At 40.9% G+C, this 12,638-nt stretch carries 11 protein-coding genes; 8 read left to right on the top strand and 3 right to left on the bottom strand.

Annotated features, from left to right (window positions below; all coding sequences use genetic code 11):
• Positions 1 to 121 precede the first annotated feature (121 nt).
• Positions 122 to 544, bottom strand: coding sequence for an Lrp/AsnC family transcriptional regulator (locus tag Aru01_RS03675; protein ID WP_016655132.1), 423 nt, complete (start codon positions 542 to 544; stop codon positions 122 to 124).
• 393 nt (positions 545 to 937) lie between these two features.
• Between Aru01_RS03675 and Aru01_RS03680 the strand changes: the two genes are divergently transcribed.
• The 7 genes from Aru01_RS03680 (at position 938) to mscL (ending at position 10,152) form a co-directional block, all read left to right on the top strand.
• Positions 938 to 2,149 (top strand): bifunctional succinylornithine transaminase/acetylornithine transaminase, encoded by a 1,212-nt coding sequence (locus tag Aru01_RS03680; protein WP_016655133.1) that lies wholly within the window; start codon positions 938 to 940, stop codon positions 2,147 to 2,149.
• Positions 2,150 to 2,164: 15 nt separating this feature from the next.
• On the top strand, positions 2,165 to 3,193 hold the full coding sequence (gene astA / locus Aru01_RS03685; protein ID WP_016655134.1) for an arginine N-succinyltransferase: 1,029 nt from the start codon (positions 2,165 to 2,167) through the stop codon (positions 3,191 to 3,193).
• Positions 3,194 to 3,199: 6 nt separating this feature from the next.
• A complete protein-coding gene (gene astD / locus Aru01_RS03690; RefSeq protein ID WP_016655135.1) occupies positions 3,200 to 4,669 on the top strand; it encodes a succinylglutamate-semialdehyde dehydrogenase in 1,470 nt (489 codons plus the stop codon).
• Positions 4,670 to 4,685: 16 nt separating this feature from the next.
• Positions 4,686 to 6,026 carry an N-succinylarginine dihydrolase gene (gene astB, locus Aru01_RS03695; protein WP_016655136.1) on the top strand — a complete coding sequence of 447 codons (1,341 nt, stop codon included), beginning with the start codon at positions 4,686 to 4,688 and terminating at the stop codon, positions 6,024 to 6,026.
• An 11-nt stretch (positions 6,027 to 6,037) separates the two neighbouring features.
• Positions 6,038 to 7,027, top strand: coding sequence for a succinylglutamate desuccinylase (gene astE, locus Aru01_RS03700; RefSeq protein ID WP_016655137.1), 990 nt, complete (start codon positions 6,038 to 6,040; stop codon positions 7,025 to 7,027).
• A 660-nt stretch (positions 7,028 to 7,687) separates the two neighbouring features.
• Positions 7,688 to 9,544, top strand: a complete 1,857-nt coding sequence (gene typA, locus Aru01_RS03705) for a translational GTPase TypA (RefSeq protein WP_016655138.1) — start codon at positions 7,688 to 7,690, stop codon at positions 9,542 to 9,544.
• Positions 9,545 to 9,717: 173 nt separating this feature from the next.
• The gene (gene mscL, locus Aru01_RS03710) at positions 9,718 to 10,152 is read left to right on the top strand and encodes a large conductance mechanosensitive channel protein MscL (RefSeq protein WP_016655139.1); all 435 of its coding nucleotides are present in this window, start codon (positions 9,718 to 9,720) and stop codon (positions 10,150 to 10,152) included.
• A gap of 72 nt (positions 10,153 to 10,224) precedes the next feature.
• Here mscL and Aru01_RS03715 read toward each other — a convergent pair whose 3' ends face one another.
• Entirely contained in the window at positions 10,225 to 10,509 is a 285-nt protein-coding gene (locus tag Aru01_RS03715) for a peptidylprolyl isomerase (RefSeq protein WP_016655140.1), read from the bottom strand.
• Positions 10,506 to 11,363: a bifunctional DNA-formamidopyrimidine glycosylase/DNA-(apurinic or apyrimidinic site) lyase gene (gene mutM, locus Aru01_RS03720; RefSeq protein WP_016655141.1), complete on the bottom strand. Its 858-nt coding sequence runs from the start codon at positions 11,361 to 11,363 to the stop codon at positions 10,506 to 10,508. Before mutM ends, Aru01_RS03715 begins: the two co-directional genes overlap by 4 nt.
• A gap of 144 nt (positions 11,364 to 11,507) precedes the next feature.
• Between mutM and Aru01_RS03725 the strand changes: the two genes are divergently transcribed.
• Positions 11,508 to 12,623 carry an NADH:flavin oxidoreductase/NADH oxidase gene (locus Aru01_RS03725; RefSeq protein WP_016655142.1) on the top strand — a complete coding sequence of 372 codons (1,116 nt, stop codon included), beginning with the start codon at positions 11,508 to 11,510 and terminating at the stop codon, positions 12,621 to 12,623.
• Positions 12,624 to 12,638 lie beyond the last annotated feature (15 nt).

Raw genomic sequence — 12,638 nt, forward strand, 5'->3', positions numbered from 1 at the left:
TTGGAAACAATAATGCCAATTATAAAGATGTCATTGTGGTGAAATTGCTTGCTAAGTTACTGCTATTTCAAGTTTTATCTCAATAAATATTCAAGACAAAGTGAAACTCGTTCATCGGATTTTAGTTTTTATAAGTGGTCAACAAGATACTGGTTTCACTACTACTGATGCCTGAGATGTTTCGAATCCGATCTAAGGTTTGATCAAAACTCTCTAGATCTACTGAGTGTAATTCGACTAATAAATCCCACTTACCATTTGTCGAGTGAATGGTCTGTACAGCAGGTTCGAGTCTTAAGGCTTTAATCACTAAACTGGCTCTACAGCCTTCTACTCGAATATTCATCCAAGCACGTATTAAGTCTTTTTCAAGACAATGCTGAATTTTGATGGTGTATCCCGTGATTACACCTTGAGTCTCCATGAGCTCAATACGTTTTTGTACTGTGGCGCGCGAAATACGTAGCGTATTCGCAAGTTCAGTGATTGTCATTCGTGCGTTGGCACGCAGAAGTCCTAATATTTGGCTGTCCGTATTGTTCATTTTGATATGGACTCTAATCGTTTTGAAAAAATATAGCGCATTATAGGCAAAATACTCACTTTTTTAGATCAAAATGATTAATCATACTAGATCAAAGGTGTAGGATCAGTACAGTAGTATTTGAGCTACATGAGTGTCAGAGCGCTGACAAGAGTATTCTGATATACAAATGTATTGCTTTTGCGGTAAATCAGGAAGTTTCCCGTGAGTCGCAAAGCTTTTTCCAGTGAATCTGTTTATTTTGTTTATAGCGTGGTGCGGCAATAAATCACCTTGTTAACTTCGTAGTCCTATCTTTTTTAGGGTAGAAAATGAGTTATTTAGTGGTATATCACGCTAAGCAAATTAAATGGATTACTAAAGTCAATTTAAGTCAAATTTGAGAGGATGACGATGGTTCAACAAGTAACCCGCCAAGATTTTAATGAGTTGATGGTGCCAATCTATGCACCTGCTGATTTTGTTTTAGTCCGTGGTGAAGGATCTCGAATTTGGGATCAAGATGATAAAGAATATGTTGATTTTGCTGGTGGTATTGCGGTCAATGGTCTAGGCCATGCTCATCCTGTTGCATTAAATGCGTTGACTGAACAAGCACAAAAACTTTGGCATTTGGGAAATGGTTATACCAATGAGCCAGTATTGCGTCTTGCCAAACAACTTGTAGCTCATACTTTTGCTGATAAAGTGTTTTTCTGTAACTCAGGTGCAGAAGCAAATGAAGCTGCTTTAAAACTTGCTCGTAAAGTTGGTTTAAGCAGTGGTAAAGGGCATAAAAGCAAAATTATTGCATTTAAAAATGCTTTTCATGGACGTACTTTATTTACAGTGACTGCTGGTGGCCAGCCAAAATATTCACAAGATTTTGCACCATTACCACAAGGGATTGAACATCTAGCTTTTAATGATGTAGAAGCTGCACGTGCCGCGATCGATGATGAAACTTGTGCCGTAATTGTTGAACCAATTCAAGGTGAAGGCGGTGTCATTAGTGCTACACCTGAGTTTTTACAAGCTTTGCGTGAACGTTGTGATGAAACTGGCGCTGTACTTATTTTTGATGAAGTACAAACAGGCATCGGACGAACTGGGGCACTGTATGCCTATATGAATACTGGTGTAACGCCAGATATTTTAACCACTGCAAAAGCATTGGGTGCAGGTTTTCCGATTGGTGCAATGTTAACGACAAATAAGTTTGCACAGCATTTTACAGTGGGTGATCACGGTACAACTTATGGCGGTAATCCACTTGCGACTGCTGTTGCTGGTGCAGTATTTGAGTTTATTAACCGCGAAGAAATTTTTGCAGGAGTAAAAGAACGTCATCAGGCTTTTGTTGATGGTCTCAATCAACTGAATGCTGAATATCATTTGTTTGAAGAAATTCGTGGCGAAGGCTTGTTATTGGGGATTGTTTTAAAACCAGAATATGCAGGAAAAGCGAAAGACATCGTACAGTTTGCAAGTGAAGAGGGATTATTAGCACTTGTTGCAGGACCAGATGTTGTACGTTTCACGCCATCATTGATTATTCCACAACAAGATATTTCAGAAGGGTTAACACGTTTTGGTCGAGCCCTAGCACGGTTTAGCCCTAAATAAGAAGGAAATTTGCCTATGATGGTTATTCGACATGCAGAGCATCGGGATCTCGACGATATTTATGCTTTGGTTGTCAAATCTGGTATAGGCATGACTTCATTGCCACAAAATAAGGAAGCAACGGCTGCACGCATAGCTCGGACACGAAATACATTAGAGGGGCAGCTCGCCAAAGGTGAGCAAGGCTATCTATTTGTACTTGAAGATACTGAGTTAAAGCGTGTGGTTGGTATTAGTGCTATTGAGGTTGCAGTAGGATTATTGGAACCTTTTTATAACTTTCACGTGGGTCAGCAGGTTCACGCCTCGCAAGCTTTGAAAGTTTATAAGACACTCAATACTTTATTCTTAAGTAATGACTATACAGGGTGCAGCGAATTATGCTCCCTGTTCTTAGACGCAGATTTTAGAGCAAATAACAACGGAAAATTTCTGTCTAAGGCGCGGTTATTATTTATTGCGGCTTTTCAGTCATGTTTTGAACAAAAGATTATTGCAGAAATGCGAGGTTTTTCAGATGCGGACGGCCAATCAGTGTTTTGGAATGCACTGGGACATCATTTTTTTAGCATGGATTTTGCGACAGCAGATTATTTAAGTGGAGTGGGGCAAAAAGTTTTTATTGCTGAACTTATGCCAAGATTTCCTTTATATATCGACCTTCTTCCAGCTGAAGCACAACAAGTTATTGCACAAGTACATCCACATACTCAACCTGCTTATCATGTATTGCAGTCCGAAGGTTTAGAATATCAAGGATATATTGATATTTTTGATGCAGGTCCATCTTTAGAAGCTGAGCTCAAAAACTTAAGAGCAGTTAAAACAAGTCAAATCGTTCAAGTCAAAATTGTTAAAAACCCAGAACAACAAGCAACGGTCGATTATTTGATCGCAAATGATCAGTATCATGATTATCGAGTAATTTTAAACAACAGTACGATTAAACAAGGTGTGATAGAGCTCAGCGATGAACAAGCTCAGACACTTGAAGTAAAACAAGATAATAGGGTGCGAATCCTCTCACTGAACGCATCGGAGTAAAAAATTATGTCACAAGGCAATCTATTCATTGCAGGGACCTGGAGACGTGGACAGGGACCTGAATGGATAAAACGCAATCCAGTGGACCAGCAACAAATATGGCGTGGTTATGAAGCCACAGCTGAAAATATTAACGATGCAGGTGTAGCTGCAAGATTTGCTCTCAATACTTGGGCACGCCTTCCTTTAGCACAGCGTATTACCGTGATTGAGACTTTTGCTGCTTTACTTGAGCAAAATAAACAGTATTTGGCTGAGGTCATTAGTCGAGAAACCTCAAAACCCTTATGGGAAACTTTAACTGAAGTACAGTCGATGATTGCAAAGGTTGCAATCTCGATTCGTGCATATCATCAACGAACGGGTGAAACCTCAACCCCGCTTGGAGATGGTTTTGCTTCATTAAGACATAAACCTCATGGCGTATTGGCTGTCTTTGGCCCTTATAACTTCCCCGGTCATCTACCGAATGGTCATATTATTCCAGCATTGATCGCTGGAAATACCATTATTTTTAAGCCCAGCGAGTTAACGCCGTGGACAGCAGAAGAAACATTGAAATTTTGGCAACAAGCAGGGTTACCTGCTGGTGTGATTAATCTAGTACAAGGTGGACGCACAACAGGCGAAGCCTTATTACAGTCCAAACATATTGATGGTGTGTTGTTTACTGGAAGTGCTGCAACGGGTTATGCATTGCATCGGCAGCTTGCAAATGCTCCCGATAAGATTTTGGCTTTAGAAATGGGGGGGAATAACGCATTAATTATTCATGATATTGGAGATGTTGATGCGGTTGTCAACCTTACCATTCAGTCCGCGTTCATTTCAGCTGGACAACGCTGTACTTGTGCACGTCGTCTCTTGGTTAAACGTGGTGTTGAAGGCGATGCTTTTATTGCACGTTTAGTTAACGTCGCTCAGCAGCTTGTTGTGGGTCAATGGAATGCTGAACCACAACCTTTTATGGGAGGCTTGATTTCATTACACGCTGCCGATCAGGTGTTACAAGCACAGCAAGACTTACTTAATCTGGGTGGAGAAGCTTTGTTACTGAGCCAAAAACTAGAAGAGCAAAGTAGTCTGTTAAGCCCCGGGATTTTAGATTTAACCGATGTTGCAGAAGTACCTGATCAGGAAATTTTTGGTCCGATTACCTGTATATACCGTTATGACGATTTCGAAGAAGCATTACGCTTAGCGAACAATACGCGTTTTGGTCTATCTGTTGGCTTAGTATCTCAAGACCGTGCGCTATTTGAGCAGTTATTGATTGAAGCGCGCGCAGGAATTGTGAATTGGAATAAGCCTCTCACCGGCGCCTCAAGTGCTGCACCATTTGGTGGTGTAGGTGCTTCGGGCAATCATCGGGCAAGTGCTTTTTATGCAGCAGACTATTGTGCTTGGCCTATGGCTTCACTTGAAGCTGAACAAGTGAGTTTACCGACACAATTGTCACCTGGCATTGTGCTGTAACCATTGGAGAAATGCTATGTCAGGTTATGAAATGAATTTTGACGGACTTGTCGGGCCAACACATCACTATGCGGGTCTGTCTTATGGCAATGAAGCATCTACAAAGTACAGTATGCAAATCTCCAACCCTAAACTGGCTGCAAAACAAGGCTTATTAAAAATGAAAGCCTTGGCTGATTTAGGATTGTTACAGGGGGTACTTGCCCCACAAGAGCGTCCTGATGTATCAACCTTACGTGACTTAGGTTTTAGAGGGACGGATCATCAGGTGATTGCTACAGCAATGCGCCAATCACCAGGTATTTTATCTGCACTGAGTTCAGCGTCTTCGATGTGGACTGCAAATGCGGCAACTGTTTCGCCATCAGCGGACAGTGCCGATGGTCGGATACATTTTACTGCAGCAAATTTAAATAATAAGTTTCACCGTTCAATCGAGCATACGACTACGAGCCGGATTTTGGCTGCCATTTTTAATCATGACCAGTATTTTGCCCATCATGCTGCACTTCCTCCTGTCGCTTTGTTTGGCGATGAAGGTGCTGCAAATCACAACCGTTTAGGTGGGGACTATGATCAAGCCGGCGTACAAGTATTTGTGTATGGACAACAATTTTTGTCAGGTCAGACAGGGCCCAAGCGCTATCCTGCTCGACAGTCTTTAGAGGCCAGTCAGGCTATTGCACGTTTACATCAACTTGATCCGAATAGAACTGTTTTTATTCAACAGAATCCTGATGTCATTGATCAAGGTGTTTTCCATAATGATGTAATAGCTGTCAGTAACCAACAGGTTCTATTTTATCATCAACATGCTTTTTTGAATCAAGATACAGCGCTATTAGAAATGAAGGCAAAGTTGGCAGACTTAGGTCACGTTTTTGTTCCGATAGAAGTTCCAAATGCACAAGTATCTGTAGCAGATGCAGTGTCTACCTATTTATTTAATAGTCAGATTCTCACTCGTCCAGATGGTGGTATGAGTCTAGTGATTCCAGAGGAGTCAAGACAAAATTCAGCAGTATGGGACTATCTAAATGAAATGTTGACTATGGACACCCCCATTGATGATATTCGTATTTTTGATTTGCGTGAAAGCATGCGCAATGGCGGTGGTCCAGCCTGCTTGAGATTAAGAGTCGCATTGAATAGTGCTGAATTCAATGCCATTAATCCAAAGGTGGTGATGAGTGATGAGCTCTTTCAACGATTAAATCAGTGGGTTGAGCACTATTACCGTGACAGACTCAGTCAAGCAGATCTCGCTGATCCAGAATTACTCAATGAAAGTCGTCATGCTTTGGATGAATTAACTCAAATATTAGGTTTGGGTGCAGTTTATCCTTTTCAGAGATAGAGGTGAGGTCAATGATTGATTTCCTCGCATTGCTTCGCCAAGCTCAATCTGCTGAAATGAGGCAAGGAACAAGCTCACAGTTAAATTGGTGGTGGCTGGATGACGGTATTCTGCAGTTTCAACCACAGTGTGCCAGTGAGACAACAGTGGTGATCTCCGCGGGTATTCATGGTAATGAAACAGCACCAATTGAATTACTCGCACAACTTTGTCTCGATTTATTACAAGGTCAATTGGAGCTCAAGGTTAATTTACTGTGTATTTTGGGCAATCCATATGCGATTCGGGCAGGGGTACGGTACATCGAAAATGATATGAATCGCATGTTTTGCGGTGCATATCATGATTTGGAGGATTCTGTCGAAGTTCGACGTGCTGCTGAATTGGAACAGGTGGTCAGTAAATTTTATTTATCTTATCCAGAAACTCAGCGTTTCCACTTTGATCTACATACAGCAATTCGGCGGTCATATTTGGAAACTTTTGCATTATTGCCTTATCAAGTTCAAGCTTATGATACCAAGTTATTGGAGCTCATTGATGCAGCGGAACTTGATGCTCTGGTTTACCACAATGCTATAGGAGCAACATTTACACAGTACACCAGTTTAAACTTTCAAGCCGCAAGTGTGACTTTGGAGCTGGGTAAAGCTAAGCCTTTTGGGCAAAATAATTTATTTGAGTTTTTGGCGATTGATTCCATACTTAGAAATTTGGTAGCAGCTAAAAATAATCCACCAAGAAAAAAAATCCAGATTCGTACATTTAAGGTCGTTGATTCAATTTTAAAATTTTCAGAAGACTTTAAATTAAATCTTGCGGATGATGCAGCGAATTTTAGTGTATTTCATTTGGGTGAAGTGATTGCAACACAGGTCAATAGTGACAATCAGGTCTTGGACTATGTGGCTCATTTAGACAAAGTATTTATTTTATTTCCAAATAACAAAGTCAAATTAGGATTACGTGCAGGTCTTGTATTGGAAGAAATCACAGCGTGAGTTCAGTCGTGTACTGACGCTGATTGATTCATATGGGTTAGTGCATCAGTGCCAGAGTATTTTACGGGTATTTAGGACTTAGAAACTATAGGTCATTCGGGCTAGAGCTTGTTACTGGGGCTGATCTGCCAAAGCGATGGTGTAAAGAGTATCAATGACTCAGTGCTTTGCCGTATTTTTTCCGATAGAGCAAAAATATCGATTTGATTAGGTTTACCAGTTTGATTTTCAACTGGCTTCAAAACAGTTTAATCAAGTGGCACTCATTATTGCTAAAAGCCTCTAGTGGTCGGGTATTTAGCGCTGAAATGATTTTGTTGCTATGGTTACGCTGTTTTTTCTTCGAAAATGGGTGTAACTATGCTATACTCCCCGCCCTCACACTGGGTACTGGGCGGTATTGGGCTGGTGTGAATGGACAAGACAGAATATTAATTCCCCATATTTTTTTCAATCTAGCATTCGCCCAAGCGATGCTGGGTAAGCCTAGTGGACCTCAAAAAACTTGTGATGTGTCTAAATCATTACATTGCAAATGCTTTGTAAAAAAAGTTTATTGAATTTTCGCTAGTCTGTATAATTCGCACCAACTTAATTGTATAAGCTATTGCGCAATTGAGGATTTTCATTCAATTGTGTATATATCTGGCTGAGATTTTTATGACCGATTCAAATTCTTCAAACAATATCAAGACATTGCGTAATATTGCAATCATTGCGCACGTCGACCATGGTAAAACGACGCTTGTCGATAAACTGTTACAACAATCTGGTGCGCTCGGTGAACGTGCTGGTGAAATTGAACGTGTCATGGATTCTGGCGCGATTGAGAGCGAACGTGGTATTACCATTTTGGCGAAAAACACTGCAATCAGATGGTTAGACAAACGTACCAATACTGAATACCGTATTAATATCGTCGACACCCCAGGACACGCCGACTTCGGTGGTGAAGTAGAACGTGTAATGTCGATGGTTGACTGCGTATTACTTTTAGTTGACTCACAAGAAGGCCCAATGCCACAAACTCGTTTTGTGACACAAAAAGCTTTTGCTCGTGGTCTAAAACCAATCGTAATCATTAACAAAGTTGACAAACCAAGTGCGCGCCCAGATTGGGTTATCGATCAAGTATTCGATTTGTTCGATAGCTTAGGTGCAACAGATGAGCAGTTAGACTTCCCAGTTGTATATGCATCAGGTCTTCGTGGTGTTGCAGGTCCTTCACCAGAAGAACTTGCTGAAGACATGACACCGTTGTATGAAACAATTGTAGATATCGTTGAACCACCAGCAGTTGATGTTGATGGTCCATTCCAAATGCAAGTTTCTTCACTTGATTACAACAGCTTTGTTGGTGTTATCGGTATTGGTCGTATCCAACGTGGTTCAGTAAAAACAAATACGCCAGTTACGATTGTCGACAAAGAAGGCAAATCACGTAATGGTCGTATCTTGAAAATCATGGGTTACCATGGTCTAGAGCGTATCGATGTAGATTCAGCTTCTGCGGGTGATATCGTATGTATCACAGGTATTGATGCATTAAACATTTCTGACACTATTTGTGATCCGAAAAATGTTGAAGCTTTACCACCATTGTCTGTAGATGAACCAACAGTATCGATGACTTTCCAAGTCAACAACTCACCATTTGCTGGCCGCGAAGGTAAGTTCGTGACTTCACGTAATATTCGTGAGCGTCTAGATCGTGAATTGATCCACAACGTAGCATTACGTGTTGAAGATACTGACAGTCCAGACCGCTTCAAAGTATCTGGTCGTGGTGAGCTTCATCTTTCTGTATTGATCGAAAACATGCGTCGTGAAGGCTTTGAGATGGGTGTTTCTCGTCCACAAGTAATCATGAAAGAAGTTGATGGTGTTACTCAAGAACCGTATGAAAACGTTACTTTTGATGTGGAAGAACAACATCAAGGTTCGATCATGGAGCAAATGGGTAACCGTAAAGGCGAAATGACCAATATGGAAGTTGACGGTAAAGGCCGTATCCGTATTGAAGCAACAGTTCCTTCACGTGGTTTGATTGGTTTCCGTTCTGAGTTCCTAACGTTGACTTCAGGTACAGGGATCATGACTTCAAGCTTCTCGCATTACGGTGTTGCGAAGCAAGGTGCAGTAGCTAAGCGTCAAAATGGTGTATTAATCTCTATGGTTAATGGTACTTGCTTGGCATTTGCTTTATTCACTCTACAAGACCGTGGTCGTCTATTTGCTGAACCACAACTTGAAGTGTATGAAGGTATGATCGTTGGTATGAACTCTCGTTCAGACGATATGGTTGTTAACCCAACTAAAGCGAAACAATTAACTAACATGCGTGCATCTGGTACGGATGAAGCGTTAACGCTTACACCTGCAATTAAATTCACTCTTGAACAAGCGCTTGAATTTATTGAAGATGACGAATTAGTTGAAGTAACACCTAAATCTGTTCGTATTCGTAAAAAATTCTTGACTGAAAATGATCGTAAACGTGCTGCTCGTGGCATGTAATTGATCTGATTTGGTTTGAAAAAGCAGCTCAACATGAGCTGCTTTTTTTTTTGTTTAAAACATCGTGTGATTGGTGAAAAATATAGCATTCTATAAATCATATCGTCGGGGTCTGAAGCGAGATACTGTATACTGTTTCACACTTTAAAATATGTGAATTAGAGAAGATTGAGATGAGTATTATTAAAGAGTTCCAAGAATTTGCCATTAAGGGCAATATGATTGACTTAGCTGTCGGTGTAATTATCGGTGGTGCATTTGGTAAGATCGTAGATTCGTTGGTGAAAGACATTATTATGCCGCTTGTCAGTGTTCTTACTGGTGGTGGTGTTGATTTTTCTCAAAAGTTTATTGTACTTGGGGATAACCCAAACAACTTACAGTCATTGGATGCGCTCAATAAAGCAGGCATCAATGTTTTTAGTTATGGTAACTTTTTAACCATCGCTTTGAACTTCTTAATTTTAGCGTGGGTGGTTTTTCTCATGGTAAAAATGCTTAATAATATTCGTCGTAAACATGAGCAACCTGCTGCGCCAGCGCCTGCCGCGACTCCTGAAGATATTGAATTATTACGTGAAATTCGTGATGAGTTGAAAAAGCGTTAATAGATACTGCTCATGCTGTCCTTCTGATTAAAGGAGGGAGGGGCAGCATGAGGCTCAGATGAGGAACTCGCCTCAATATTGCATACGGAATTTAATTTCAACCAAATGAAAGCCAAACTGGCTTTTCACTGGTCCATGTAATACATGTTCTGCTGCACTAAATACCAGTTTATCAATGACGGGTACCAGTTGCCCTTTTTTTACCTCTCCAAGTTCACCGCCTTTGGCTGCTGATCTGCAGGTCGAATGCTGTTTAGCAATTTTGGCGAAGTCAGCACCTGCTAAAATTTTCGCTTTTAGTTGTTCTGCAGTGACTTTATCTTTGACGAGGATATGTCTCACGATTGCTGTTTTCATGGAGATTTCCTTGGTTTCTTAGCGGTTTTGATGGATTGAACTACAGGTTTTAAAGGCTGACACTGCGGGCAAAATACGCTAGCACGCTGGCCTAATTTAATATTTTCAAGCGCAGTTTCACAGTGAACACACATTTCACCTGCACGTCCATAAGCCAACAGCGTTTGTTGAAAATAGCCATTTTCACCCATTGCATTACTATAGTCTTTAAGTGTTGAACCACCTAAGGTAATCGCCTGTTGTAAGATACGCTTAATCTCTGCAACCAGTTGAGTCATTTGTTGCATACTTAAACTCAAGGCAGGTTGGGCAGGATGTATCCCAAGTTGGTGTAAACATTCAGTTGCATAAATATTGCCAACACCGACGACAACATGATTATCCATAATGGCCACTTTAATGGCGACCTGTTTATTTTTTAATTTGTCTGCTAAATATTCTGCATCAAAAGCAGAAGAGAGTGGTTCTGGGCCAAGCGGATCAAGTAATTTGCTTTGGCTCTCAGGATTTAACCATAAGATGCAACCAAAACGACGTGGATCATGATAATGCAGATCAAAATCCTCAAAGTGTATGATGAGATGGTCATGCTTACGTCTTTGACTATTTGGCTCACAAATCCGAAAACTTCCAGACATCCCTAAATGCCACAGCATTTGATCATGCTCAAACTCTGCCAAAATATATTTCGAGCGTCGTGTTAACCCAATCAGTTTTTGTCCTTTGAGTTTGGCAATATCCTCAGGAATCGGCCAACGTAGGCTTGACTGGTGTACATCAATCGAGAGAACTTTTTGTTCCAATAAAGGCAGTAAACTGGTTTTTGTCGTTTCGACTTCGGGTAATTCAGGCATGATTCTCAGTATATTTGGTGAAACATTACCTATTCTAAGAGAGTTCTAGCTTAGGATAAAGTTGTAATATGAGATTGATCATTACACTTCGATCATGTTGCAATAACAACTCAACAATTAAAGTCTTTGCTTAGGATGGTAGACATGCCGTTATTATTTGAAAATATACGTTTTAGAGGACTGGAACTAACAAATAGAATCATTATTGCTCCTATGTGTCAGTATTCAGCGAACTTAGAGGGTGAGGCAAGTTATTGGCATGAGCAGCAGTGGGGGAGTTATGCGCTTTCAGGTGCTGGCATGTGTATCATTGAAGCAACTGCAGTTCAAGCAGAGGGACGGATTAGTTATGCAGACCTTGGGCTATGGAATGATCAGCAGACACAAGGCCTAAAAAATATTTTAGATAAAGTACGTCAAATTTCTCCTATGCCATTTGCGGTGCAGTTGGCTCATGCTGGTCGTAAGGCATCTACTGAAAAACCTTGGTTAGGGCGTGATCAAGTACCAGCTGATCATGCACATGGTTGGCAGACAGTTTCAGCCAGTAATCTACCTTTTGAACCGCAGCAACAGCCACCACATGCCCTGAGTCTAGATGAGATTCAACAGTTGATTGCAGATTTTGCCCAAGCAGCTCAGCGTGCTGTAAGTGCAGGTTTTGATTTAGTTGAGATTCATGCAGCACATGGTTATTTGATCCATCAGTTCCTGTCACCGCTGTCTAACCAGCGTACTGATCAATATGGGGGCTGTTTAGAGAATCGTATACGTTTATGCTTGGAAGTATTTCAAGCTATGTTAAATGCTGTACCTGAAGATTTTCCAGTAGGTGTGCGTATTTCTGCACAGGATTGGGTCGAAGGTGGCTGGAGTGTTGAAGAATCAATCATTTTAACTCAGCACTTAGAACAATTGGGTGCTGCATATATTCACGTTTCTTCAGGTGGGTTAGATGTAAAGCAACAGATTGAACTAAAAGCAAAGTATCAAGTACCTTTTGCTGCTGCAATTAAGCAACAGGTGAAGATTCCAGTGATTGCTGTAGGTTTGATTACTGAAGCAGAGCAAGCAGAACACATCTTGCAAGCGGGTGAAGCAGATGCCATTGGTCTTGCTCGTGCGATTATGTATGACCCGCGTTGGCCTTGGCATGCAGCTGCCCAACTCAATACTCAGATTGCAATTGCACCTCAGTATTTACGTTGTCAGCCACACCAATATAAAAATTTATTTTATGCTTATAAAACTGAACTTTGAGCATCTAGCAGAGTG

Origin of the sequence: Acinetobacter rudis, from assembly GCF_000829675.1 — a bacterium.
In the GTDB taxonomy this organism is placed as follows: Bacteria; Pseudomonadota; Gammaproteobacteria; order Pseudomonadales; family Moraxellaceae; genus Acinetobacter; species Acinetobacter rudis.

Coding starts and splice junctions, on each gene's coding strand:
- typA (WP_016655138.1), top strand. CDS start 7,688: ATGACCGATTCAAATTCTTCAAACAATATCAAGACATTGCGTAATATT.
- Aru01_RS03715 (WP_016655140.1), bottom strand. CDS start 10,509: ATGAAAACAGCAATCGTGAGACATATCCTCGTCAAAGATAAAGTCACT.
- astD (WP_016655135.1), top strand. CDS start 3,200: ATGTCACAAGGCAATCTATTCATTGCAGGGACCTGGAGACGTGGACAG.
- astA (WP_016655134.1), top strand. CDS start 2,165: ATGATGGTTATTCGACATGCAGAGCATCGGGATCTCGACGATATTTAT.
- Aru01_RS03680 (WP_016655133.1), top strand. CDS start 938: ATGGTTCAACAAGTAACCCGCCAAGATTTTAATGAGTTGATGGTGCCA.
- Aru01_RS03675 (WP_016655132.1), bottom strand. CDS start 544: ATGAACAATACGGACAGCCAAATATTAGGACTTCTGCGTGCCAACGCA.
- mutM (WP_016655141.1), bottom strand. CDS start 11,363: ATGCCTGAATTACCCGAAGTCGAAACGACAAAAACCAGTTTACTGCCT.
- astB (WP_016655136.1), top strand. CDS start 4,686: ATGTCAGGTTATGAAATGAATTTTGACGGACTTGTCGGGCCAACACAT.
- mscL (WP_016655139.1), top strand. CDS start 9,718: ATGAGTATTATTAAAGAGTTCCAAGAATTTGCCATTAAGGGCAATATG.
- Aru01_RS03725 (WP_016655142.1), top strand. CDS start 11,508: ATGCCGTTATTATTTGAAAATATACGTTTTAGAGGACTGGAACTAACA.
- astE (WP_016655137.1), top strand. CDS start 6,038: ATGATTGATTTCCTCGCATTGCTTCGCCAAGCTCAATCTGCTGAAATG.